The organism is Agrobacterium sp. 10T429, assembly GCF_056393925.1.
This window is the reverse complement of record NZ_JBFTGV010000002.1, coordinates 569174-592702: the sequence shown is the minus strand read 5'-3', so window position 1 is coordinate 592702 and position 23529 is coordinate 569174. Positions and strand designations below refer to the sequence as shown.

Sequence of the window (23529 nt, the reverse complement as noted above, 5' to 3'; positions counted from 1 at the left end):
GATGTCTTGCGCCCGCGCTCCATTTGTTCTACCCACCAAAGCCAAAGAACCCGTATATCGTGAGCTTCATATGACCCTTGTAGACGTGCGCACCCCCGACCCGAAACGCTTCATTCCCGGCGCCACCGGCGATTGGGAAATCGTGATCGGCCTGGAGGTGCATGCGCAGGTTCTCTCCAATTCCAAGCTGTTTTCCGGCGCTTCGACCACTTTCGGCAATGCGCCGAACTCCAACGTGTCGCTGGTGGACGCCGCCATGCCCGGCATGCTTCCCGTCATCAACGAGGAATGCGTCAAGCAGGCCGTGCGCACCGGTCTCGGCCTGAAGGCCAAGATCAACAACCGTTCGATCTTCGACCGCAAAAACTACTTCTATCCGGATTTGCCGCAGGGCTACCAGATTTCGCAGTTCAAGGACCCGATCGTCGGTGAGGGCATCATCACGATTTCACTCGGTCCGGACCGTCAGGGCAACTTCGAGGATATCGAGATCGGCATCGAGCGCCTGCATCTGGAGCAGGACGCCGGCAAGTCCATGCACGACCAGCACCCGACCATGTCCTTCGTGGACCTGAACCGTTCGGGCGTGGCGCTGATGGAAATCGTCTCCAAGCCCGACATGCGCTCGTCGGATGAGGCAAAGGCCTATCTCACCAAGCTGCGGTCCATCGTGCGTTATCTCGGCACCTGCGACGGCAACATGGACGAAGGCTCGATGCGCGCCGACGTCAACGTCTCCGTGCGCCGTCCCGGCGAAGGTTTCGGCACACGCTGCGAGATCAAGAACGTCAACTCCATCCGCTTCGTCGGCCAGGCCATCGAATATGAGGCGCGCCGCCAGATCGCCATTCTCGAAGACGGCGGTGTCATCGATCAGGAAACTCGCCTGTTCGATCCCGGCAAGGGCGAGACGCGTTCCATGCGCTCCAAGGAAGACGCGCATGACTATCGCTATTTCCCTGATCCGGACCTGCTGCCGCTCGAATTCGACGATGCTTTCGTCCAGGCGCTGAAGGTCGATCTGCCGGAACTGCCTGATGACAAGAAGGCCCGTTTCGTCGCCGATCTTGGCCTGTCGGTCTACGACGCCTCGATCCTCGTTTCGGAAAAGGCCATCGCCGATTATTACGAGGCGGTTGCTGCCGGCCGCGACCCGAAGGCCGCCGCCAACTGGGTCATCAACGATCTTCTCGGTGCGCTGAACAAGTCAGGCAAGGACATCGAGACGACGCCGGTTTCTCCCGAACAGCTGGGCGGCATTATCGATCTCATCAAGGCAGAGACCATTTCCGGCAAGATCGCCAAGGATGTGTTCGAAATCGTCTGGAACGAGGGCGGCAACCCGGCCGAAATCGTCGAGACGCGCGGCATGAAGCAGGTGACGGATACCGGCGCCATCGAAAAGGCCGTGGACGAGATCATCGCCGCCAACCCAGATCAGGTCGAGAAGGTGAAGGCGAAGCCGGCGCTTGCCGGCTGGTTCGTCGGCCAGGTCATGAAGGCGACGGGCGGCAAGGCCAACCCGCAGGCCGTGCAGGCGCTGGTGAAGGCCAAGCTCGGCATCGAGGACGAGTAAGCGGACGCTGCTTCCCGTGCCGGTACAATGGCATTGAAGTAGCAAGTTCTCGTCCGTCATTCTCGGCATAAGCCCGAGGATGACGTCGAGCACTGGGACTGACATTGATTTATGCCGGGATCACGCCCGGCATTTCTGTTTCGAGACGGAGCAAACATCATGTTTTTTATACGCACGGCAAGCCAGCGCGATATCGAGCCGGTCCGGGCGCTTCTGGCTACCACCTGGCATGCGACCTATGACGCGATCTACGGCGCAGACAAGGTGAAGGAGCTGATTGCCGCATGGCATTCGCCACAGGCCATGAAGGACCGCATCGAGAAAAAGGGCGGCGAATTTCTGGTGGCCGATAATGGCCGGCAGATCGGCGGTATGGCTTATGCTTCCATGTCTGCGAAGATGAGCAAGACAGCCCTGTTGCACCAGCTTTATGTCGGGCCCGAATTCCAGCGTCAGGGGGTCGGCCGCGATCTCTTCGCCGAGCTTGAAACCTGCTTTCCGGATGCGGAAATCATGCGTCTGGAAGTGGAGCCCAAAAATACTGTCGCAATAGCCTTTTATGAAGGCGTCGGATTTAGCGAGGTTGACCGAATCGAGCGCATGGCGGGTATCGATGGTTTTCCCGGTATCGTCATGGAAAAGAGCCTGAAACGATGAATGCGACATTAGATACGCTGATAATCCGCGCGGCACGGCAAGAGGATGTTCCCGCACTCGCGGCCATCTATGCCGCTGACGAAATCGGAGGCCACGGCGATACGGCCGACGAATCGGCGCTGCCGGACTATCTCGCAGCCTTCCGCGATATCGAGGCGTCCCCCACCGAGACGCTTTACGTGGCGGAACTGGACGGCGAGATCGTCGGCACTTTCCAGACGGCCATCCTGACCAAGCTTATCGGGCGCGGCGCCAAATCCATGGTGATTGAAGCGGTGCAGACGCGGCCCGACATGCGCGGCCGTGGCATCGGTGCGGTCATGATCAACTATTGCCTTGATGAAGCGCGCGCCAAGGGCATGAAAGCCGTGCAGCTCACCTCCAACGTGGCGAGGCTCGATGCCCATCGCTTTTACGAGCGGCTGGGTTTCGAGAAGCGGCATTTCGGTTTCAGGATGAAGCTGAAATAGCGCGGATATATCGGGAAATACTGGACAATCGCCGTGAGGGGCGGCATAAGCTTGTCTTGTGCCGTGCACGGAAAATCGCTGCGGCGCATTCAAGCCCGAGGAACGCATAATGAAGACTCTCCTGACGCAAATCTTCACCTGGTGGAACGGCCAGACGATCGGAACGCGGTTTCACACCTGGCGTTTCGGCAAGAAGGTCGGACAGGACGAGTTGGGCAACACCTATTACGAAGGCGGCACCACCTCCTGGGGCATGCCGCGCCGTTGGGTGATCTATAACGGTTATGCTGAAGCTTCGGCCATTCCGCCCGGCTGGCATGGCTGGATGCACTACCGCACCGACGTGCCGCCGACCCAGGAAACATACGTTCCCCGGGAATGGCAGAAGGCGCATCAGGCCAACCTTACCGGCACATCCAAGGCCTATCGCCCACAGGGATCGCTGGCGGTCGCAGGCGAGCGTCCACGCGTAACCGGCGACTACGACGCCTGGACCCCCGGCAACTGAGCAGGGGAAAAATGAGCATTGCGATGCGCGGTGTTGTGCAAAACGCCGCGCTTGGCACACGACCTCACCGGTTTTTGCCACATTCCGCCCTTACGCGTTGATCCGGTCGTCGTCCCGACACAGGCAATTTTTTGGAGACATATCGTATGAGGATATTCACGCGGGATCGTTCTTTGCGTGCGCTGACAGTCTCGCTGTTTGCAGCGATCTCTGCTGTCATCCTCGTATCGCCCGTCTCCGCCGCCCGTCTTGAAAACCGCGTGGCAGTGTTTTCCGGCATCGACAAGATCACCGGCCGCATTACGTCTTTCGATGTCTATATCGACGAAACGGTTCAGTTCGGCGCGCTCCAGGTGACGCCTAAGGTCTGTTACTCGCGCGACCAGACGGAAGCCCAGAAGATCGATGCTTTCATCGAGGTGGATGAAATTACTCTCGACCGCAAGATAAAGCGGATTTTCACTGGCTGGATGTTCGCCGACAGCCCCGGCCTCAATGCCGTCGAGCACCCGATCTACGACGTATGGCTGACTGGCTGCAAGCAGGACTCCGAAGTTCCCGCTCCCTCAACGGCAAGCAAATAACGTTACGTTATGATTTTTAGAATTGCAGGTCTGGCTGGTTGACGGCCTGATCGAGCATTTTCGCGTATTGCTGCTTCGGCACGTCGATCGCGCCGAATGTCTTCAGATGCTCGGTGGTGAATTGAGTGTCGAGCAACACGAAACCGCTTGCTCTCAGCCGCTCCACCAGATGCACGAGGCAAATTTTCGAGGCGTTGGTGCGGCGGGAAAACATGCTCTCGCCGAAGAATGCGGCCCCAAGCGATACGCCGTAAAGTCCGCCGACAAGTTCCTTGCCATCCCACGCCTCGACACTATGGGCATGGCCGATCTGGTGCAGTTCGGTGTAGAGTTTGCGAATTGTGGCGTTTATCCAGGTGCTCGGCCTGTCCGGCGCTTCAGCCGCACATCCTGCCATCACCGCTTCGAAAGCGGTATTGAAGCGTATCTCGAACGGCTTCTTGCGCATCGCCTTGGCGAGGCTTTTGGAAATGTGGAAATCGTTGAGCGGAATGATGCCGCGTATTTCCGGCTCGACCCAGAAAAGCTCTGGATCATCAGCCGAATCGGCCATCGGAAACAGGCCGGCGGAATAGGCGCGCAGCAATATATCGACGGTTATGCCGTTATTTTTGCTGCGCCGCCCAACCATATCTCTTAGTGAGACGCATCACCGGCCAGGTATTTTTCCAGCCAGTGAATGTCGTAATTGCCGCTGAGGATATCTTCGTTCTGAAGAAGATCCTGGAAAAGCGGGAGCGTGGTCTTGATGCCGTCGACGACGAACTCGTCCAGTGCCCGGCGCAGACGGCGGATGCATTCGTCACGGTCGCGACCGTGAACGATAAGCTTGCCGATCATGCTGTCGTAATAAGGCGGGATCTTGTAGCCCTGATAGGCACCCGAATCGACGCGCACGCCAAGGCCGCCCGGCGTATGGAAATAGGTCAACGTGCCGGGGGAGGGAACGAATGTGCGCGGGTCCTCGGCATTAATACGGCATTCGATGGCATGGCCATGGAATTCGATATCCGCCTGCGTCACCGACAGGCCCTGTCCCGAAGCAACCCTGATCTGTTCCTGCACGAGGTCCATGCCGGTGATCGCTTCCGTGACTGGATGTTCCACCTGAAGACGCGTGTTCATTTCAATGAAATAGAACTCGCCGTTTTCATAAAGGAACTCGATGGTGCCGGCACCGCGATATTTCAGCTTGCGCATGGCGCTTGCACAAATTTCGCCGATCTCCATACGCTGTTCAACGGTGAGGGCCGGGGAGTTCGCCTCTTCCAGCACCTTCTGGTGACGGCGCTGCAGCGAGCAATCGCGTTCGCCAAGATGAATGGCGTTGCCTTCCCCATCGCCGAAAACCTGCACTTCGATATGACGCGGCTTGCCGAGGTATTTTTCCATATAAACGGCGTCGTTGCCGAAGGCAGCTGCCGCTTCGGAGCGGGCCGTCGAGACCGCCTCGTCGAGATCCGCTTCCGTCTTCGCCACCTTCATGCCGCGACCGCCGCCGCCTGCCGTCGCCTTGATCAGGACCGGGAAGCCGATCGTCCGGGCGATTTCGAGCGCATTCTCGGGCTTCACTTCGCCGTCGGAGCCGGGAACCACGGGAATACCGAGTTCCTGCGCCGTCTGCTTGGCGGTGATCTTGTCGCCCATAAGGCGGATATGCTCTGCGGTCGGTCCGATGAAGGTAATGCCGTGCGCGTCGAGGATATCGGCGAACTTGGCGTTTTCCGACAGGAAGCCGTAACCGGGGTGAACGGCGTCCGCACCGGTGATTTCGCAGGCCGCAACGATCTGGTGGATGTTGAGGTAGCTGTCACGCGAAGGCGGCGGGCCGATGCACACACTTTCGTCGGCAAGGCGCACATGCATGGCGTCCGCGTCTGCGGTGGAATGCACGGCGACTGTCGGAATGCCAAGCTCCTTGGCAGCGCGCAGGACGCGCAGCGCAATCTCGCCGCGGTTGGCTATGAGGATCTTCGAAACCATGCTGAACCGCCTTTATTCGATGACCACGAGAGCTTCACCATACTCCACGGGCTGTGAGTCGTTGACGACGATTTCCACGACCTTGCCGGACTTCGGAGCCGGAATCTGGTTCATGGTCTTCATGGCTTCGACGATGAGGATGGTCTGGCCTTCCTTGACGGTCGCGCCCACTTCGACGAACGGACGTGCGCCCGGAGCAGGCGACAGGTAAACCGTGCCCACCATTGGCGAGGTAACGGTATTGGCCGGGTTGCGGGCAGGTGCTGCGGCGACCGCAGGTGCTGCCGGAGCGGCAACTGCCGCCGCTGCAGGGGCTGGCGCCGGTGCTGCGTAACCGGTGGGCGCTGCGGCATAGACCGTGGTGGGCGGAGCGGCGCGGGAAACGCGGATGCGCAGGTCTTCCTGCTCCACTTCGATTTCCGAAAGGTCGGTATCGTTGAGGATATTCGCGAGCTCGCGGATCAGTTCCTTGTCGATACCCTGTTTCTTTTCAGACATGACAAACCCTATTCTTTGTTTCTTTTTATGCCGTGATGTTCTTCAGCGCGTGAAGCGCCATGATGTAGCCATATGGTCCGAAACCGCAGACCATGCCCTTCGCGGCGGGCGATACCATCGATTTGTGACGGAACTCTTCCCGCGCGTGGATGTTGGAAATATGCACTTCCACGACGGGCGTGGAAATCGCACGAATGGCGTCATGCAGCGCGATCGAGGTGTGGCTGTAGGCGCCGGGATTGATGACGACACCTGCCGCTCTCTCTCCCGCCTCATGCAACCAGTCCACGAGCACGCCTTCGTGGTTGGACTGGCGGAATTCCACAGCGAACCCGAGATCTGCACCAGCAGCAAGACAATCATTCTCGATGTCTTTCAGCGTCTTGCCACCATAGATACCCGGTTCCCTTTTTCCCAGCATGTTGAGATTGGGGCCGTTGATGACGATGATGATGTTGCTCATTCGTGTTTCCATAAGAAAATCAGCGACACCTATAGACTGCGCAGCCTTCAAGGAAAAGCCCCCGAAAGCCGTAAACAGCCGGCAGGCCCGGCATCCACAGGGAATGCAGCGGCTTTTTGCGGAATCAGGAGCAGGTGGCTTTTCCGCAGCTGCGCATATTGGCGATTTTTTCCTTCAACGGGTCCGCACCAACAGCGCCGAAAACAGCCTCGTTGCCGACGATATAGGACGGTGTTCCTGTTATGCCGAGGCTGTTGGCGAGCTTGTAGGTTTCCTGCACCTGCGCGTCGTTGGGGTTTTCTGCCATCGATTTGCGGATGTCGGCTTCCTTGAGACCGAGCGACGTCGCGACTTCCATGGCGCTGTCTTCATTCGCCCGTCCGCGGCCGCCCAGCAAGGCGCGCTGAAATTCGGGATATTTGGCAGGCGCAAGCAGCTTGACTGCGTTGGAGACCCGATGCGCTGCGACCGATTCCGGCCCGAGGATCGGGAATTCCTTGAGCACGACGCGCACTTTCTTGTCCGTCTTCAGAATATTGTCCATGTCGCCCATGGCGCGTTTGCAATAACCGCAATTGTAATCGAAGAACTCGACCAGCGTGACGTCGCCGTCCGGATTGCCGAGCGCCAGATCGTATTTCGATTCGAAGATGGTCTTCTGGTTGTCGGCCACGGCTTCCGCCGCCTTGGCGTTGCGGGTCGCATATTGCTTGCGTTCAAGCGCGTCCTGAACTTCAAGCATGATCTCGGGGTTCTCGATCAGATATTGCTTGATGAACTCGCCCATTTCCTTCTTTTGCTTGTCATCGAGGGCATGGGCGGGCAGAGAAGCGAAAGCCATGGAAAGGGCCGTTACGCTGGCGAGAAGGGTTGAACGGAGAAGATGCGCCATATCGGTCCTCATACTGTGCGGCCAATGCCTCATGAATGTTATGATGCAATTACCTTACTTTAAGCCAAATGCCATACGCCAAAAATAGTTGTCCGCATTATGGTCGCACGATTGTGAAGCGTGTGATTCTGGGGCAAGTCTCTGAAATACGGTTCAGGAAAGAGCATGCCCTTGATAACGATGTCGAAGCGGAGCGCAGTCGAACCCTTTCACGCCATGGATATTCTGGCGGAGGCGAACCGGCGACGGCAGGCGGGACGCCCCGTCATTTCCATGGCGGTTGGCCAGCCTTCCCATCCCGCACCGAAAGCCTCTCTGGCGGCCGCGCAGGAGGCGCTGAAGCATGGGCGGATCGGCTATACCGATGCGCTGGGCCTGCGTGAATTGCGCGAAGCGATTGCCGGTCACTACCGGCTGCGCCACCAGGTTATCGTCGATCCGGCGCGCATTGCCGTTACCACCGGGTCTTCTGCCGCTTTCAACCTCGCCTTCCTCAGCCTTTTCGATGCCGGTGATCATGTCGCGATCGCAAGACCCGGTTATCCCGCCTATCGCAATATCTTGAAAGCGCTTGGCCTCAATGTCGTGGAAGTGCCGGTAACGGCGGAAACCGGCTATACGCTGACGCCTGCCAGCCTCGAGCGGGCGGAGACGAGGGCGGGCTGCAAGTTAAAGGGCGTGCTCCTGGCAAGCCCGGCCAACCCAACCGGCACGGTCACCGGCCGCGAAGCGCTGAAACGGCTGGCAAACTATTGTGAAAGCCGGGATATCGCCTTCATTTCCGACGAGATCTACCACGGCCTGACTTTCGTCGGCGAGGAAACGAGCGCGCTCGAACTCACCGACAATGCCGTCGTCATCAATTCCTTCTCGAAATATTATTGCATGACCGGCTGGCGCATCGGCTGGATGGTCCTGCCGGAAAATCTCGTCCGTCCGGTCGAATGTCTTGCTCAGAGCCTGTATATTTCACCGCCGGAACTATCCCAACTGGCGGCAACCGCAGCCTTTTCGGCGGCAGAGGAACTCGACGTCTACCGGGAAAGCTACCGCACGAACCGCGATTTCCTGATGACGCGCCTTCCGGAAATCGGCCTGCCGCTGGCGTCTCCCATGGATGGCGCATTTTACGCCTATGTCGATACCAGCCGCTTTTCCAACGACAGCATGGATTTCGCCAAACGCATGCTGGCGGAAATCGACGTGGCGGCGACGCCCGGCATGGATTTCGATCCAGAGGAGGGCCACAGGGCGCTGCGCATTTCCTATGCGGGTTCGGTGTCGGATATTGCCGAGGCCGTTGGGCGCATTGCTGGTTGGCTGAAATAAGCCCTTGGGTTTTTCTCCCCTTGGCGGGGATCAGGCGGGCGAACAACCGAAGGTGCTGGCAAAGGCCTTTTCACCCTTTGTGGTGAAGGTCAGCACGCGCCCGTTTCCTTGCCGCAGCCAGTCGCGCTGCTGCATGGCTTTTAGAAGCGATGCGCCGAGCCCGCCGCCGAGGTGGTGACGACGTTCGCTCCAGTCCAGGCAATGCAGGCAAACCGGGCGCCTTGCCTTTTCCAGCGGCGAAAGATCAATGCCGAAGCTCGAGAAGAAATCCCGCCCGCTATCCGTAAGTGCGGGATCGTCGCCTGACGTTACGAGACCTTTTGCGGTGATAGTCGAAAGCAGTGCCACGCCGCTTTCTCCGGCCAGATGATCGTAACAGATGCGCGCCTCGCGAAGCGCGGTGTCCTTTGGTCCGGTACGCACGCGCACGGCCCCGGTGCGCTGCGCAAGTCCCATCAGCGCTTCAAGAACCTGCGCTACATCCGCGTCGGAAAGCCGGAAATAGCGATGCCGCCCCTGTTTTTCCGCTTTGAGCAATTGGGCGTCGGAGAGTTTTGACAGATGCCCGCTAGCAGTCTGCAGTGTCACGCCGGCGGCTTCGGCAAGCTCGCTTGCTGTCAGCGCGCGTCCGTCCATCAGCGCCGTCAATATGTTGGCGCGGGCGGGGTCGCCGATCAGGGCGGCGACATTTGCGATCAAGGGTCCGTCTTTCATAGTTCGATGATAGCCGAAGCATTGATGTGAGGCAATGGCGTAGACAGGCAAGGCAGAACACGAGGAGACCGACGATGCTGACCTGTTTCATCCGTTACGAGATCGACCCCTTCAAGGTCGATTCTTTCGATCAATATGCCCGCAACTGGGGTGAGGCGATACCGCGCTGCGGCGCCGATCTGATCGGCTATTACGCGCCGAAAGAGGGATCGAGCACTATTGCCTACGGCGTCTATAACATCGAAAACCTTGCCGCGTACGAAGCCTACCGGGCGCGACTTGCCGCCGACCCGGCAGGGCGGGAAAATTATGAATTTGCCCGGCGCGAGCAATTCATCCGCCGTGAGGACAGGCTGTTCCTGAGGCTGGCATCTGCGCCGCACGGCGGAGGCGGACGATGATCGCCGTCATCTTCGAGGTCTGGCCGGCTGAGGGCGAAAAACAGCATTATCTCGATATTGCCGCCAGCCTGCGCGCCGAGCTCGAAACCATCGACGGCTTCCTGTCCGTCGAACGCTTTCAGAGCATCAGCAATCCCGACAAGATGCTTTCGCTGTCATTCTTCAGGGATGAGGAGGCGGTGAAGGCATGGCGCAACACCGCGCCGCATCGAGCAGCACAGTCGCTGGGACGGTCAGGCGTCTTTTGCAATTACCGCCTGCGTATCGCCACCGTGATGCGGGACTATGGTTTGAAGGTGAGGGAGGAGGCCCCGACCGACAGCAGACAGGTCCATGCGGCGGATAATCAAGTGCGGCGTTGACGGGCGTTCAGATCAGTTTTTCTGCAAGCCGGTCCAAGGCTTTCTGGTTCGAACTCGCTGCCAAAACCCGCTATAGATGGAGCGGGTTATGGATGGAGAAGGGCTGCCACGCGGCGGTCCGCCCGATTGGACATGGAGAGAAGAACGATGTCGGCAGAAAAAGTGGCGATTGTGACGGCAGGCGGCAGCGGCATGGGCGCGGCCGTGGCGAAACGTCTAAGCGCTGATGGTTACAAGCTCGCGATCCTGTCGTCCTCCGGCAAGGGAGAGGCGCTGGCGAAGGAACTGGGCGGCATCGGCGTCACCGGCTCCAACCAGTCCAACGACGATCTCAATCGACTAGTGGAGCTGACGCTCGAAAAATTCGGACGTATCGACGTTCTCGTGAACAGTGCAGGCCATGGCCCGCGCGCCTCCATCCTCGATATCACCGATGAGCAATGGCACACGGGACTTGATGTCTACCTGATGAACGTCATCCGCCCGACACGGATTGTGGCTCCATTCATGGTGAAACAGAAAGCCGGGTCGATCGTCAACATCTCGACTGCCTGGGCTTTCGAGCCGAGCAGCATGTTCCCGACTTCTGCAGTGTTCCGCGCCGGCCTTGCTTCCTACACCAAGATTTTTTCCGATACCTATGCGGCCGACAATGTGCGCATGAACAATGTTCTGCCCGGTTGGATCGATAGCCTGCCAGCCACGGAAGAGCGCCGCCAGGGTGTGCCGATGCAGCGTTATGGAACGAGCGAGGAGATAGCCGCAACCGTTGCCTTTCTCGCCTCGGAAGGTGCGGGTTACATCACCGGCCAGAACATCCGCGTCGATGGTGGTCTGACACGGTCTGTTTGACGATTGGCATATCGGGCTTCCGTCACCCGGACTTAGTGCTTTGCCAACGCGGTCAAGTCCTTGATCGGGAGAGATTTCTTTCACGGCGCAGGCGCGCCGTGGCTGGATGCCGGATTGATTACGGCAGGAGATAAACCTAACATCCGCCAACAAAGCAAAACGCCCGCAACATGGTTGCGGGCGTTTTTCGTTTCAGTGTCTTCTATCAAAAGAAGCCTTTGCGCTGCCACCAGCCGCCCTTGCGCGGCTTCGGCTCGTCGCCGTCAGGGTTGGCGGGCGTGCCCGAAGAGGTCACGACCGGCTCCGAATTCGAGACATTGCTGCCCCGGTTCGCGCGAACCTTTTCTTCCGTCGCCGGTGCTCYGGCTTCCGAACCCAGATCGGCCGAGGCTTCACCCACTTCGTCGAGGGCGACATCGACGACGGTTTCCACAACGACTGCGGGCTCGACGATCACCGGCTCGACCGTTTCAACGGTTTTGGCTGCGACTTCAGCCTGCGGTGCCGCTTCAGCCGGCGGTACGTCTTCGGTCTTGGCCTTCGCCTTGCGGGTGCGGCGCGGTTTCTTCGGGGCTTCCGCTTCCACGACGTCGGCAACCACACCTTCCACCACTTCGGCAGCGGTAGGCTCTTCGGTTACGGATGCTGCGGCGGAAACCTCTTCGCTTTCGCCTTCCGTTTCGCCTTCTTCGCCGGACTCAGTGCCTGCGGCATCGAGAGCCTCGTCTTCAGCACGGTTGCGACGGCCGCCACGCTTGCCACGACGGCGACGCTTGCGCTTACCCTCTTCATCAGAGCTTGCAGCTTCGTTCACACCGTTTTCATCAGCGTCGTCTGCGGCTTCATCGGTTTCGACGCCATCTTCGTCGTCCGCATCATCAGCGCCGGTGTCATCGCCAGCCTGCGCATCAACTGCACCGTTCTGGTCGTTCTGTCCGCCCTTGCCACGACGGCGACGACGACGCTTGCGCTTACGCTTGCCGTCTTCACCATTGTCGCCCTGCTGCTGTTGCTGGCGCGGCTCGCTGGCCTGCGCCTTGACGATTTCTTCCTCTTCCTCGTCCTCTTCCACCTCAACAACGAAATCGTCTTCCTCTTCCACGAAGCTCGGGAGCATCTGGATAAGGCTTTCGATCTTCACCGGATTTTCAACCGCTTCACCACGATCGATGGCGAAATGCTGCGCGCCGACGCCGGCATCGGCCGCAATGATGATCGCCACACCGAAGCGGCCTTCATAATCGACAATCGTGCCGCGCTTGTGGTTGAGCAGATAGAGAGCCGTTTCCGGCGTGCAGCGCACGGTGATGTTGTGGGTCGTGTTGCGCAGCAGATATTCCTCAACGCCGCGCAGCACGTGCAGCGCGATGGAGGATTCCGAGCGAACGTGACCCGTGCCGCCGCAATGCTGGCAGACCTGCGTGGTCGATTCCAGCACCGAAGCGCGGATGCGCTGGCGCGACATTTCCAGAAGGCCGAAATGCGAGATACGGCCGACCTGGATGCGCGCCCGGTCGTTTTTCAGGCAGTCCTTGAGCTTCTTCTCGACGGAGCGGTTGTTGCGCTTTTCTTCCATGTCGATGAAGTCGATGACAACAAGACCAGCAAGGTCGCGAAGACGCAGCTGGCGAGCCACTTCTTCCGCCGCTTCCAGATTGGTCGTCAGCGCCGTTTCTTCGATGGAATGCTCGCGGGTCGAACGACCGGAGTTCACGTCGATGGCAACCAGAGCTTCCGTCTGGTTGATGATGAGGTAACCGCCCGATTTCAGCGTAACCTGCGGCTGCAGCATGCGGTCGAGCTGGGCTTCAATGCCCGAGCGCGAGAAGATCGGGTGGATGTCGCGGTAAGGCTGAACCACCTTGGCGTGGCTCGGCATCAGCATCTTCATGAAGTCTTTTGCTTCACGGTAGCCTTCTTCGCCCGAAACGATGATCTCGCTGATATCCTTGTTATAGAGATCGCGGATCGAACGCTTGATGAGCGAGCCTTCCTCGTAAACGAGGCAGGGGGCCGTGGAGTTCAGCGTCAGCGTGCGGACGTTTTCCCACAGGCGCATCAGATATTCGAAGTCGCGCTTGATCTCGACGCGGGTGCGGTTGGCGCCTGCGGTACGCAGAATGACGCCCATGCCCTGCGGAACTTCCAGATCGCGCGCGATTTCCTTCAGGCGCTTGCGGTCGGTCGGCTGGGTGATCTTGCGGGAAATGCCACCGCCGCGTGCGGTATTCGGCATCAGCACGGAATAACGGCCGGCAAGCGACAGATAGGTGGTGAGTGCGGCACCCTTGTTGCCGCGTTCTTCCTTGGCAACCTGCACGAGAAGGATCTGGCGGCGCTTGATGACTTCCTGAATGCGATACTGCTTGCGCGGCTTGCGGGCAACGCGATCGGGAACCTCTTCCATGGCGTCTTCGGCGCCGACGGATTCGATCACTTCCTTTTCGTGATGATCGTCATCATCGTCGTCGTCATCATCGTCATTGCCACGGCGAAGACCCTCGACTTCCTCGGAAATCGTATCTGTATCGACCATGGCAGCCATTTCGCCGCCCGTGCTGCCGTCTTCTTCGGAAGAGGCCTCAGCAGTAGTGTCGGAAACGGCTTCTTCTTCCGCGACCTTCTTCTTGGCGCGGGGGCGGCGGGTACGCTTCTTCGGTGCTTCTTCCGCAACGGCCTCGACGGCCACAGCAGTCACGTCTTCGGATACCTCTTCGGCAGCGGCAGCGGCAGCGGCAACGGTTTCGTCCACGACCACGGCGTCAGTCGTCTCGCTGACGGCAACGATGCCGACATCCGGCTGGTCCGCCTGCGATAGATCGACAGCCGGTGCGCCGGGCTCGGGGGCGTCAGCCGATTCAAAGTCGTCGCTGCGGCGATGATCCTCGGCTTCCGCCTTGAGGAGCGCCTGACGGTCGGCGAGCGGGATCTGGTAATAGTCAGGGTGGATTTCCGCAAAAGCGAGAAACCCGTGGCGATTTCCACCGTAATCGACGAAGGCCGCCTGAAGGGAGGGCTCAACCCTCGTGACCTTGGCAAGGTAGATATTGCCGCGGATCTGTTTCTTGTGTTCCGATTCGAAGTCGAATTCCTCGATCCGGTTCCCACGGACAACGACTACGCGTGTCTCCTCTTCGTGGGAGGCGTCGATAAGCATTTTGTCTGCCATGTAAGCTGTGCTCCTCGGCGCAGCCTTGTTTTATACGAGAACAGGCCCGCCACACGGACGAGCCTTTCATATGAGTGCAAGGATGTGCCGGAAATGAAGTCTCCAGCCGGGCCTCTGTAAACTGGCAGCATCCGGACCGACGGCGAGGCGCTTGGCCTGCTCCTGGTATCCGGTTCATATGAAAACTGCTGCGACATCATTGGCCAGGCGGAACGACAATAATATATAGACCCCTTGGGGTCCGATGAATTTGCTCTCCTCAGAGCAGCGGTGGCATTGCCACCGGGTAGGTCTCCGGCCACGGCCGGAATTGATCCAGTTTCAGGATAAATGTAACGACGGCAGATGATTGCCCGTTTTGCAGCGCCAGCGTCTTTTTCGATTGGCAGCCGGCGGGCATCTATCCCGTCAACACTTTTAACCCTCATCCTTGTTGTATGTTTTCTCTGTCATAATAGCAATAGGCTGGCTAAATATGCCATATTGTTGGTGGAATTTCCGGGTTAACAATTGGTTCACCAACGCCTGCGATTGTGGGGCGCAAACGCACAAACACGTGTCCGGCGTGGCCGAAATTACGACGTTCCCGGCACTTTGCCGCACCATTTATGAAAAATGACTGAAATACGGAATTTCTTGAAGACCATGAATTTCACGCGCAGCGCAGCGATATTCGATGGGGCAGGGCCGCTTGGCGCGCGAATCGCGCGGCTTGCGGGTGCCCTTGTTTTGCCGGTTGTCTTTTCGGTCGCCGCATTCGTCTCCTGCGTTCCACAGGTCTTCGCCGTGGAGCCGCTCATCGCCAATCAGGCACGCATCATCGGCGACGAGGCGCGCACGCGCATCGTTCTCGATTTTGCCGAGGAGCCGGAATTCGACATTCACTATCTCGATTCGCCCGCCCGCATCGTCGTGGACTTTCCGGCGGTGAATTTTGCGTTCCCCGCATCGGCTCTGGCGCCAACCGGCCTTTTCTCGGACATTCGCTTCGGTAGCATGGGGCAAGACAGCGCCCGCATCGTGCTGACGGCAAAAAAACCGGTTCAGGTGGCCGTTGCCGAAACCAAGAAGGGCGAGGACGGCACATCGTTCCGTTTCGTCCTGGATGCGGAGATCACCACCAAGGCCAAATTTGCTGAACTGGTGAAAGAGCAGCAATGGCGCGCGCCGGCGCCGGTCTCGACAGCGGCGATCACGCCTGACGACAAGACATCGCGGCAGACGGATTTCGTCATCGCTGTTGATGCCGGCCATGGCGGCATCGATGCCGGCGCTTCCGGTGGCGTAACCGGCACGGAGGAAAAGGTCATCACGCTGACCTTTGCCAAGGAACTTGTGGAGCGGATGAACCGGGAGCCCGGCATCAAGGCGTTCCTGACGCGTGATTCCGACACGTTTCTCGCTCTGTCCGAACGGGTCACGATCGCCCGGCAGAACAATGCCAACCTGTTCATTTCATTGCACGCCGATACACTGAAGCAGAAGGGCATCCGAGGCGCGACCGTCTATACATTGTCAGACCGCGCCTCAGACCGCAGGGCGCAGGAGCTGGCCGAGCGCGAAAACAAGTCCGACCAGATTGCCGGTGTGGCAGCCTCCAGCGAGCCGCCTGAGGTGGCCGATATCCTTCTCGATTTCACCCGGCGCGAAACGCAGGCCTTTTCGGTGACGCTGGCAGAAAATATCGTATCGTCCTTCGAGGGACAGGTCGGCCTCATCAACAATCCGCATCGTTATGCCGGTTTCATGGTGCTGCGCGCCCATGACGTGCCATCGGTGTTGCTGGAACTCGGCTTTCTCTCCAATCCGGAAGATGAAAAACTCCTTCTTGATGCGGAATGGCGCAAGAAGGTCGCCGATACGCTTGCAACTGCGGTCGGACGATACCGCACCAAGGCCATGGCGAACGGCGGCTGAAGGGCCGGGCGGGCGAGTGGCGCCCCCGTTGTCGCCGTGCCCCTTGCTGCCGAAAAGCTGTTCAATTCTTGGGCCTTGCGGACGATTACGTTGGCGAAGCCCTATTTTACTCACATTCGCCGCGTTATTGCGGAAGCGGATTCTGTGGTGATCCGCCATTGCGGCTGGAACCGCAATTGCGGCAGTCGGCCCGGTAACATATCAGCGAATGCTGTCGTTCCGGCTTGTCATCGAAGGTATGGTGTGCAAAACGGCACGCGATATGCAAGGATGCGCCCGTATCATCGGGCGTTGATGGTTACGATTCGAATTATCGGTAGCTTGGTATGATCAGACTGATTGGATATTTTTTCGGCTTGGCCAGCGTGCTCTTTCTGTGCGCCGCCGCCGCCGGTGCAATTTATTTGCACGGCGTGACGAAGGACCTGCCGGATTACGCAGTTCTGAGCACTTATGAGCCGCCGGTGACAACCCGCGTGCACGCCGGCAACGGCGCGCTCATGGCGGAATACGCCCATGAAAAACGCCTGTTCCTGCCGATCCAGGCTATCCCGGACCGGGTGAAGGCAGCCTTCCTTTCGGCGGAAGACAAGAATTTCTACAACCATCCGGGTGTGGACATCTGGGGTCTCGGCCGTGCCGTTCTCGTCAACCTCCAGAATATCGGCTCCGGCCGTCGTCCGGTCGGCGCGTCCACAATCACCCAGCAGGTGGCAAAGAACTTCCTGCTCACCAACGACCAGACCTTCGACCGCAAGCTCAAGGAAGCGCTTCTGTCCTTCCGCATCGAGCAGACCTATTCCAAGGACAAGATCCTCGAGCTTTATCTCAACGAGATCTTTTTCGGCCTGAATTCCTACGGTATCGCGGGTGCGGCACTCACCTATTTCAACAAATCGGTCACGGAACTGACGATCGCGGAAACCGCCTATCTCGCGTCGCTGCCGAAGGGCCCGGCCAACTACCATCCGATCCGCCGCGAGAAGGCGGCGCTGGAACGCCGCAACTGGGTGATCGACCGCATGGCCGAGAACGGCTACATCACGGTCGGCGATGCCGAGGATGCAAAGAAGCAGCCGCTTGGCGTCAATCTGCGCCGTGGCGGCGCGCATATCTTCGCGTCTGACTATTTCGCCGAGGAAGTCCGCCGCCAGATCGTCGAGAAATACGGCGAGCAGGCGCTTCTTGAAGGCGGCCTTTCGGTTCGCACCTCTTTCGATCCGCAGATCCAGATGGAGGCGCGCAAGGCGCTTCAGGACGGTCTGGTGCAATATGACGAGCGTCGCGGTTTCCGTGGACCCGTCGAAAAGATCGAGACAACCGGTGACTGGACTGCGGCGCTCGCCAAGGTAAAGGGCCTTCGCGACGTTCCCGAATGGAAGATCGCAGTTGTCCTCGCCGTTGCTGCAGATGGCATTGATATTGGCGTGCAGGTCGATCCTGATGCCGAGGATGGCGACAAGCGCACACGCGGCCATATCTCCGCTGAAAACATGCGTTGGGCCTATCGCGATGCCACAGGCAAAAAGCCGACGGCTAAGTCTCCGGTTGGCGTTCTGGCTGTTGGTGACGTCGTTTACGCACAGCCGCTGTCCGGTTCCGGCAACGAATATCGCCTGCGCCAGCCCCCGAAGGTGCAGGGCGGCATGATGGTGATGGATCCGCACACCGGCCGCGTTCTGGCCATGGTCGGCGGCTTCTCCTATGCGCAATCGGAATTCAACCGCGCCACGCAGGCGATGCGCCAGCCCGGCTCCTCCTTCAAGCCGTTCATCTATGCGGCTGCACTCGACAACGGCTATACCCCGGCCTCGGTCATTCTAGACGCGCCAATTGAGGTTGTTTCGGGCGGCCAGGTCTGGAAGCCGCAGAATTACGGCGGGGGTTCCGCCGGTCCTTCGACCCTGCGTCTCGGCATCGAAAAATCCCGTAACCTCATGACAGTGCGTCTGGCGCAGGACATGGGCATGAATCTGGTCGCTGAATATGCCGAACGCTTCGGCATCTACGACAAGATGCCGCCGCTTCTGGCAATGTCGCTCGGTTCGGGCGAAACAACCATCATGCGCATGGTCTCGGCCTATTCTGTGATCGCCAATGGCGGCAAGCAGATCAAGCCGACGCTGATCGACCGCATCCAGGACCGTTACGGCAAGACGATCTTCCGGCATGAGGAGCGTGCCTGCGAGGGCTGCAACGCCACCAGCTGGCAAAATCAGGACGAGCCGGTCATCGTTGATAACCGCGAGCAGGTTCTCGACCCGATGACCGCTTACCAGACGACCTCCATGCTTGAAGGTGTCGTGCAGCGCGGCACGGCGGCGGGCAAGATCAAGGTCGATCTGCCGGTTGCTGGCAAGACGGGCACCACCAACGATGAAAAGGACGCCTGGTTCGTCGGTTACACGCCGGACATGGTTGCCGGTCTTTATATCGGCTTCGATTCGCCCGCACCGCTTGGGCGCGGCGGCACCGGTGGTTCGCTGTCGGCACCGATCTTCGGCGAGTTCATTGCCGATGCGGCCAAGCACCTGGAACCGAGCAAGTTCATCGTGCCTGAAGGCATGAAGTTCATCGCCGTCAACCGCAAGACCGGCATGGCCGCTTCGGAAGGCGAACCTGATACGATCATGGAAGCCTTCAAGCCGGGCACCGGCCCGGCCGATACCTTCTCGGTGATCGGCGCGGAAGGCATGTCGCAGGAGGATATTCTGAAGACCTCGCCACAGGCCCAGCAGGCCATCACCGGCGGTGGCGGCGGTCTTTATTGATACCAGTCTTATGTTTGGCGGGGGGCGCGGGTCTTTACATCCGCGCCCCCCGCATTTATTTGAGCTACCAGTTTAAATGAAGGCGAAGAACCAGCGAAATGCGCAATGAAATTGTGAACGTAGTCGACGAAATCAAGCAGGCCATAAGCCTGCTGAGGAGGCATCTTTGACTGGGACCAGGCGATAAGACGACTGGACTGGTTGAATAACAAGGCAGAGGACCCGACCCTCTGGAACGATGCCACCGAAGCGCAGAAACTGATGCGCGAGCGCCAGCAGCTGGATGACAGCATCAATGGCGTGAAGGCGCTTGAGCAGCAGCTCAAGGACAATGTCGAGCTGATCGAACTCGGCGAGATGGAAGGCGACGACGAGATCGTCAAGGACGCCGAAGATGCGCTGAAGGCGCTGAGGAGCGAGGCGAACCGCCGTCAGGTGGAAGCCATGCTTTCCGGTGAAGCTGATAGCAACGATACCTATCTCGAAGTTCATTCCGGCGCCGGCGGTACGGAAAGCCAGGACTGGGCCAACATGCTGCTGCGCATGTATACCCGCTGGGCTGACCGCGAAGGCTTCAAGGTTGAAGTGCTGGAAGTTCATGACGGCGAAGAGGCCGGCATCAAGTCCGCGACGATCCTCGTCAAGGGCCACAATGCCTTCGGCTGGCTGAAGACGGAATCGGGCGTACACCGCCTCGTCCGCATCTCGCCTTATGACAGCAATGCGCGTCGCCACACATCGTTTTCCTCCGTCTGGGTTTACCCGGTGGTCGATGATTCGATCCAGATCGACATCAACGAGAGCGATTGCCGCATCGATACCTATCGTTCGTCCGGTGCAGGCGGCCAGCACGTCAACACCACCGATTCGGCCGTGCGTATTACCCACATACCGACCGGTATTGCTGTGGCCTGCCAGCAGGAGCGTTCCCAGCACAAGAACCGCGCCAAGGCGTGGGACATGCTGCGCGCCCGTCTCTACGAGGTGGAACTGCAAAAGCGGGAAGATGCGGCAAACGCTCAGGCCGCATCCAAGACGGATATCGGCTGGGGCCACCAGATCCGCTCCTACGTTCTGCAACCCTACCAGTTGATCAAGGACCTGCGCACCGGCGTGGAAAGCACCGCACCCGGCAACGTGCTGGATGGCGATCTGAACCAGTTCATGGAAGCGGCCCTCGCGCACCGCATCAGCGGTGGCGCAGACGTGGAAGTGGCTGATATCGACTGACGCGCCACAGCGTCGCGTGAAAAAATCACCCCTCGCAAACCCATTGCGAGGGGTTTTTCGTTGGAGGAGATGCATGAAACAGGCGCTTTACATCGTCGACGTTCAGCCGAGCTTCAATCCGCCGGCTGCGCTTGTGGCGGACATATCCGCCCTGGCCGCCACCATGCCAAGCGTTGCCAGCGTCGAGCGCCATGATGAAAGCGTCACGCCTTTCGAGCGGCAACTCGGCTGGAAGCCGGGCAGGGACGACTGCTCGCTGGTTGCGGCGGACTGGATTTTCATAAAGCACGGCTACGCGCCGCCAAGGGCGGCTATCGACCACCTCCTGTCTCTAAAGCTCGATAGGGTGCTGGTCTGCGGCATTCAGGCCGATACCTGCGTGCTAGCTGCGGGTTTTGCCCTGTTCGATGCGGGGCTTCATCCCACGCTTCTGCCATGGCTGACGGTGGGCTCCAGCCTCGATCGCAGCGGCGAACTCGGCGCCAGACTATGGAAACATCATTTCGGCGCGGTTCTGGCCGGGCCGCATGAGCTTAACGCGTAGAGAGTTTCCAGTAGAACTGCGTGTAATCAAAGGGGTAGAGAAACCTCCAACGATTCCGTTCAAACCGACGTTCTCTCGCCCTCAGTTCGAGGCCTTTTCGATCTTCATCTCGCCGAGTTCGTCGATCAGGATCGTCCAGCTTTCCGCTTCCCTGATCTGCGGATCGGTTTTCAGATAGACGGTCACAAACAGGCCGGGCGAGGCCGATGCACCGTTTGAGCTTTCGGGGCGAATATCCGTGACGTAGGACTTCATCTGGCTGAACTCTTCCAGCTCGATGTTTTCGAGAAGGTTCGGTCCGTTTGCGGTAGTGGCGATGCGCTGCAGATAGACTTTAGCGGTGCCATCGCCCTGGCGGATTGCAACCACCTTGTAATAACCGCGCGAGGGTGTCGCTGGCGGCGGCCGCAACTGGCCGTCAGGACCTTTCACCGGCTCAAGATTATGCTCTTCCCACATGCCGCTGCTGACAACGAAGATCGCCGATACCGGCAAGTTGTCGATCGCCTCCGTTTGCGCCCGCACGGGAAGCGCTGTGGCGGCGAAAATGAGGGCGGCAAGAAGAGGTTTTTTCAGGGGCATGGCCATCATCAGTGGTTGGCGTCAATTGTTGAATTGTTCGGCGAGTACGCGGTCTGACCATGAACGGTCTGGGTCCGAGAGAATTCTGGCCGTCCTGTCCTGCGATTGCGCAATCCGCACATGCCGTACGGATTTCACCTCCGTATGGTCGGCGACCGCGTTCACCGGACGCTTGTCGCGCTCTAGAACGTGAATATCGACCGTCACCTTGTTGGGCAAAAGTGCGCCGCGCCAACGCCTTGGCCGGAAGGCGCTGACGGGTGTGAGCGCCAGAAGCGGTGATTCCAACGGCAGGATCGGTCCATGGGCTGAGAAGTTATAAGCTGTCGATCCTGCCGGTGTCGCAACCATCATGCCGTCGCAAATCAACTCTTCAAGCCGCGTCTTGCCGTCCACCTCGACACGAAGCTTGGCGGCCTGATGCGATTGCCGGAACAGGCTGACCTCGTTCATGGCAAGCGCCGTAAATTCATCGCCGTCGGAATCCGTCGTCGTCATGCGCAGCGGATGAAAATCATTGCCGGTCGCCACCGCAATACGCTCGACCAGGCCGTCTACCCGGTAGTCGTTCATCAGAAAGCCGACCGATCCCCGGTTCATGCCATAGACCCGCTTGCCGGAATTCATCGTTTCGTTGAGAATTTGCAGCATGAAGCCATCGCCGCCGAGCGCCACGATCACTTCCGCCTCGTCGAAGGGCGTGTTGCCGTAAGCGCCTTTCAGCTCCTCCAGCGCCCTCTGCGCCTCCTCGGTTGCGGAGGCCACGAAGGATAGTGAACAGTTAGAATGCGACATTCGCTTCCCTCGGCAACGACGCATACCGGAATCGATATGCGGACGATGCTGTAACCTGTTGAAGCAGCTCATAATCTCCAAACGTCGATAAAATGGTCGATCGCAAGCCACAAGACGCATCCTTGGTACATGAAGACGGCAGCAGGCGACAAGGCCTTTCCGGCGGACAGGCGTTCGCAGCAGGCGGGTTTGCCCGCGTGCGGTCCACAGCTTCTTGGTTTCCGGCCTTCGACAAGGGTTGCGATGCGGCGCGACGTGAGGCAACTTGCGCGAAACAAGCGGAACGGCGAGTGGCAGGAGACGGGCGTGGTGCTGAATTACAATATCTACGATGTCTTTACCGAGACCAAAATGGCGGGAAATCCGCTGGCGGTCATGTATGACGCGGATGGCCTCGACCAAGTGACGATGCAGGCGATAGCCAGAGAAATGAACCTCTCCGAGACCGTTTTCGTCAACCGCTCGGGCAACCCGGCCCACGCGGCTTCGCTGCGTATCTTCACGCCTTCAGGTGAGTTGCCTTTCGCTGGCCACCCGACTGTTGGCGCAGCGATCGCGATAGCCGAGCGCAATCGCAACGAAGGTGACGACGATATCGATATGGTCTGTGTGCTGGAGGAAAAGGTGGGTCCGGTCCGCTGTGCGGTGAAAATGCGCGCCGGTGCGGTCAGCTTCGCCGAATTCGACCTGCCGCGCAAATCGTCCCGCGTCACCCTGCCGCTCGATCATGCCGCACTTGCCGATGCGCTGGGCGTGAGCGAAGGCCATCTCGGCTTTGAGAACCACGTACCGTCGATCTGGACGGCCGGTGTGCCGTTCCTGCTCGTGCCGCTGCACAATATTGCCGCTATCAGCGAAATGGATTTCGACGCCAATCTCTGGCTGCGCACCGCACCGCTGGTGGAGGGGCGCCTGACGGCGGCCTATATCTACTGTCGCGGCGGCGTCAATCACGCGGCAAAGTTCCATGCCCGCATGTTTTCCCCGGAAATGGGGATTTCGGAAGACCCCGCCACCGGTTCCGCCGCCGCCGCCCTTTCTGGCGCAATCCATCATTTCGACGGCCTGACAGACGGTCACTATCCGCTCTTGATAGAGCAGGGCGTGGAGATGGAACGTCCTTCCCACATCCATCTGCGCATGGACATCAAGGACAACGAAATCGCCCGCGCCCGCATCGGTGGCCACGCGGTCCGTGTAGCATCGGGTACGTTCGAGATCTGATTTCAACG

General features: G+C 59.2%; 23 protein-coding genes. 14 read left to right on the top strand and 9 right to left on the bottom strand.

From position 1 onward, the window contains the following. Nucleotides 1–70: 70 nt before the first annotated feature. The 5 genes from gatB to AC1DCP_RS07865 all read left to right on the top strand — a co-directional run bounded on the left by gatB (nt 71) and on the right by AC1DCP_RS07865 (nt 3795). Nucleotides 71–1576, top strand: coding sequence for an Asp-tRNA(Asn)/Glu-tRNA(Gln) amidotransferase subunit GatB (gene gatB / locus AC1DCP_RS07885; protein ID WP_112152853.1), 1506 nt, complete (start codon nt 71–73; stop codon nt 1574–1576). A gap of 159 nt (nt 1577–1735) precedes the next feature. Further along, nucleotides 1736–2233, top strand: coding sequence for a GNAT family N-acetyltransferase (locus AC1DCP_RS07880; RefSeq protein ID WP_025593289.1), 498 nt, complete (start codon nt 1736–1738; stop codon nt 2231–2233). Continuing rightward, nucleotides 2230–2703 (top strand): GNAT family N-acetyltransferase, encoded by a 474-nt coding sequence (locus AC1DCP_RS07875; protein WP_112152854.1) that lies wholly within the window; start codon nt 2230–2232, stop codon nt 2701–2703. The genes AC1DCP_RS07880 and AC1DCP_RS07875 overlap by 4 nt, the downstream gene beginning before the upstream one ends. A gap of 109 nt (nt 2704–2812) precedes the next feature. Continuing rightward, nucleotides 2813–3211, top strand: coding sequence for an NADH:ubiquinone oxidoreductase subunit NDUFA12 (locus AC1DCP_RS07870; protein ID WP_003512753.1), 399 nt, complete (start codon nt 2813–2815; stop codon nt 3209–3211). A gap of 146 nt (nt 3212–3357) precedes the next feature. Continuing rightward, nucleotides 3358–3795, top strand: coding sequence for a DUF2155 domain-containing protein (locus AC1DCP_RS07865; RefSeq protein WP_003512756.1), 438 nt, complete (start codon nt 3358–3360; stop codon nt 3793–3795). 16 nt (nt 3796–3811) lie between these two features. Here the strand turns inward: AC1DCP_RS07865 and aat are convergent, their stop codons facing one another. From aat to AC1DCP_RS07840, 5 genes are all read right to left on the bottom strand, one after another. After that, the gene (gene aat, locus AC1DCP_RS07860) at nt 3812–4426 is read right to left on the bottom strand and encodes a leucyl/phenylalanyl-tRNA--protein transferase (RefSeq protein WP_003512757.1); all 615 of its coding nucleotides are present in this window, start codon (nt 4424–4426) and stop codon (nt 3812–3814) included. Nucleotides 4427–4431: 5 nt separating this feature from the next. Continuing rightward, nucleotides 4432–5778, bottom strand: coding sequence for an acetyl-CoA carboxylase biotin carboxylase subunit (gene accC / locus AC1DCP_RS07855; protein WP_097171841.1), 1347 nt, complete (start codon nt 5776–5778; stop codon nt 4432–4434). 12 nt (nt 5779–5790) lie between these two features. Beyond that, entirely contained in the window at nt 5791–6276 is a 486-nt protein-coding gene (gene accB / locus AC1DCP_RS07850) for an acetyl-CoA carboxylase biotin carboxyl carrier protein (RefSeq protein ID WP_003512759.1), read from the bottom strand. Between the two features lie 25 nt (nt 6277–6301). Beyond that, nucleotides 6302–6739, bottom strand: a complete 438-nt coding sequence (aroQ, locus tag AC1DCP_RS07845) for a type II 3-dehydroquinate dehydratase (RefSeq protein WP_003496340.1) — start codon at nt 6737–6739, stop codon at nt 6302–6304. A gap of 124 nt (nt 6740–6863) precedes the next feature. Then, complete coding sequence (locus AC1DCP_RS07840) at nt 6864–7631, bottom strand: DsbA family protein (RefSeq protein ID WP_003512760.1); 768 nt, start codon at nt 7629–7631, stop codon at nt 6864–6866. Between the two features lie 171 nt (nt 7632–7802). On the opposite strand from AC1DCP_RS07840, the gene AC1DCP_RS07835 reads away from it, so the two are divergent. Then, nucleotides 7803–8960, top strand: a complete 1158-nt coding sequence (locus AC1DCP_RS07835; protein WP_025593298.1) for a pyridoxal phosphate-dependent aminotransferase — start codon at nt 7803–7805, stop codon at nt 8958–8960. A 30-nt stretch (nt 8961–8990) separates the two neighbouring features. Here AC1DCP_RS07835 and AC1DCP_RS07830 read toward each other — a convergent pair whose 3' ends face one another. Beyond that, the gene (locus AC1DCP_RS07830) at nt 8991–9674 is read right to left on the bottom strand and encodes an ArsR/SmtB family transcription factor (RefSeq protein WP_038490782.1); all 684 of its coding nucleotides are present in this window, start codon (nt 9672–9674) and stop codon (nt 8991–8993) included. A gap of 74 nt (nt 9675–9748) precedes the next feature. On the opposite strand from AC1DCP_RS07830, the gene AC1DCP_RS07825 reads away from it, so the two are divergent. The 3 genes from AC1DCP_RS07825 (at nt 9749) to AC1DCP_RS07815 (ending at nt 11289) form a co-directional block, all read left to right on the top strand. After that, a complete protein-coding gene (locus AC1DCP_RS07825) occupies nt 9749–10075 on the top strand; it encodes an NIPSNAP family protein (protein ID WP_065688246.1) in 327 nt (108 codons plus the stop codon). Continuing rightward, entirely contained in the window at nt 10072–10437 is a 366-nt protein-coding gene (locus AC1DCP_RS07820) for an antibiotic biosynthesis monooxygenase family protein (protein WP_065688247.1), read from the top strand. The genes AC1DCP_RS07825 and AC1DCP_RS07820 overlap by 4 nt, the downstream gene beginning before the upstream one ends. A gap of 147 nt (nt 10438–10584) precedes the next feature. Then, complete coding sequence (locus AC1DCP_RS07815) at nt 10585–11289, top strand: SDR family oxidoreductase (protein WP_025593304.1); 705 nt, start codon at nt 10585–10587, stop codon at nt 11287–11289. A 205-nt stretch (nt 11290–11494) separates the two neighbouring features. Here the strand turns inward: AC1DCP_RS07815 and AC1DCP_RS07810 are convergent, their stop codons facing one another. After that, nucleotides 11495–14458 carry an Rne/Rng family ribonuclease gene (locus tag AC1DCP_RS07810; RefSeq protein WP_476774210.1) on the bottom strand — a complete coding sequence of 988 codons (2964 nt, stop codon included), beginning with the start codon at nt 14456–14458 and terminating at the stop codon, nt 11495–11497. Nucleotides 14459–15103: 645 nt separating this feature from the next. Here AC1DCP_RS07810 and AC1DCP_RS07805 point away from each other — a divergent pair. The 4 genes from AC1DCP_RS07805 (at nt 15104) to AC1DCP_RS07790 (ending at nt 20920) form a co-directional block, all read left to right on the top strand. Further along, complete coding sequence (locus AC1DCP_RS07805; protein WP_065688249.1) at nt 15104–16375, top strand: N-acetylmuramoyl-L-alanine amidase; 1272 nt, start codon at nt 15104–15106, stop codon at nt 16373–16375. Nucleotides 16376–16701: 326 nt separating this feature from the next. Continuing rightward, nucleotides 16702–19146, top strand: a complete 2445-nt coding sequence (locus tag AC1DCP_RS07800; protein ID WP_003512768.1) for a penicillin-binding protein 1A — start codon at nt 16702–16704, stop codon at nt 19144–19146. 98 nt (nt 19147–19244) lie between these two features. Beyond that, nucleotides 19245–20376 (top strand): peptide chain release factor 2 gene (gene prfB / locus AC1DCP_RS07795; protein WP_097102382.1). Its coding sequence is split into 2 segments (ribosomal slippage): nt 19245–19313 and nt 19315–20376, totalling 1131 coding nucleotides; the frame shifts between segments, so codons are not numbered across the junction. 73 nt (nt 20377–20449) lie between these two features. Continuing rightward, a complete protein-coding gene (locus tag AC1DCP_RS07790; RefSeq protein WP_003512771.1) occupies nt 20450–20920 on the top strand; it encodes a cysteine hydrolase family protein in 471 nt (156 codons plus the stop codon). 81 nt (nt 20921–21001) lie between these two features. On the opposite strand, the gene AC1DCP_RS07785 is transcribed toward AC1DCP_RS07790, so the two are convergent. Beyond that, entirely contained in the window at nt 21002–21502 is a 501-nt protein-coding gene (locus AC1DCP_RS07785) for a hypothetical protein (protein ID WP_065688310.1), read from the bottom strand. A 21-nt stretch (nt 21503–21523) separates the two neighbouring features. Further along, nucleotides 21524–22297: an NAD kinase gene (locus tag AC1DCP_RS07780; RefSeq protein WP_003512774.1), complete on the bottom strand. Its 774-nt coding sequence runs from the start codon at nt 22295–22297 to the stop codon at nt 21524–21526. Between the two features lie 306 nt (nt 22298–22603). Here AC1DCP_RS07780 and AC1DCP_RS07775 point away from each other — a divergent pair, with 306 nt between their 5' ends. After that, nucleotides 22604–23521 (top strand): PhzF family phenazine biosynthesis protein, encoded by a 918-nt coding sequence (locus AC1DCP_RS07775; protein ID WP_025593313.1) that lies wholly within the window; start codon nt 22604–22606, stop codon nt 23519–23521. The last annotated feature ends 8 nt before the right edge of the window (nt 23522–23529 follow it).

Bases quoted from the DNA above. Each gene is read 5' to 3' on its own strand.
- AC1DCP_RS07875 (WP_112152854.1), top strand. From the start codon at position 2,230: ATGAATGCGACATTAGATACGCTGATAATCCGCGCGGCACGGCAAGAG.
- AC1DCP_RS07780 (WP_003512774.1), bottom strand. From the start codon at position 22,297: ATGTCGCATTCTAACTGTTCACTATCCTTCGTGGCCTCCGCAACCGAG.
- AC1DCP_RS07815 (WP_025593304.1), top strand. From the start codon at position 10,585: ATGTCGGCAGAAAAAGTGGCGATTGTGACGGCAGGCGGCAGCGGCATG.
- AC1DCP_RS07785 (WP_065688310.1), bottom strand. From the start codon at position 21,502: ATGCCCCTGAAAAAACCTCTTCTTGCCGCCCTCATTTTCGCCGCCACA.
- AC1DCP_RS07790 (WP_003512771.1), top strand. From the start codon at position 20,450: ATGAAACAGGCGCTTTACATCGTCGACGTTCAGCCGAGCTTCAATCCG.
- accB (WP_003512759.1), bottom strand. From the start codon at position 6,276: ATGTCTGAAAAGAAACAGGGTATCGACAAGGAACTGATCCGCGAGCTC.
- aat (WP_003512757.1), bottom strand. From the start codon at position 4,426: ATGGTTGGGCGGCGCAGCAAAAATAACGGCATAACCGTCGATATATTG.
- AC1DCP_RS07825 (WP_065688246.1), top strand. From the start codon at position 9,749: ATGCTGACCTGTTTCATCCGTTACGAGATCGACCCCTTCAAGGTCGAT.
- AC1DCP_RS07830 (WP_038490782.1), bottom strand. From the start codon at position 9,674: ATGAAAGACGGACCCTTGATCGCAAATGTCGCCGCCCTGATCGGCGAC.
- AC1DCP_RS07800 (WP_003512768.1), top strand. From the start codon at position 16,702: ATGATCAGACTGATTGGATATTTTTTCGGCTTGGCCAGCGTGCTCTTT.
- AC1DCP_RS07805 (WP_065688249.1), top strand. From the start codon at position 15,104: ATGAATTTCACGCGCAGCGCAGCGATATTCGATGGGGCAGGGCCGCTT.
- AC1DCP_RS07820 (WP_065688247.1), top strand. From the start codon at position 10,072: ATGATCGCCGTCATCTTCGAGGTCTGGCCGGCTGAGGGCGAAAAACAG.
- AC1DCP_RS07870 (WP_003512753.1), top strand. From the start codon at position 2,813: ATGAAGACTCTCCTGACGCAAATCTTCACCTGGTGGAACGGCCAGACG.
- AC1DCP_RS07840 (WP_003512760.1), bottom strand. From the start codon at position 7,631: ATGGCGCATCTTCTCCGTTCAACCCTTCTCGCCAGCGTAACGGCCCTT.
- accC (WP_097171841.1), bottom strand. From the start codon at position 5,778: ATGGTTTCGAAGATCCTCATAGCCAACCGCGGCGAGATTGCGCTGCGC.
- AC1DCP_RS07865 (WP_003512756.1), top strand. From the start codon at position 3,358: ATGAGGATATTCACGCGGGATCGTTCTTTGCGTGCGCTGACAGTCTCG.
- gatB (WP_112152853.1), top strand. From the start codon at position 71: ATGACCCTTGTAGACGTGCGCACCCCCGACCCGAAACGCTTCATTCCC.
- AC1DCP_RS07880 (WP_025593289.1), top strand. From the start codon at position 1,736: ATGTTTTTTATACGCACGGCAAGCCAGCGCGATATCGAGCCGGTCCGG.
- aroQ (WP_003496340.1), bottom strand. From the start codon at position 6,739: ATGAGCAACATCATCATCGTCATCAACGGCCCCAATCTCAACATGCTG.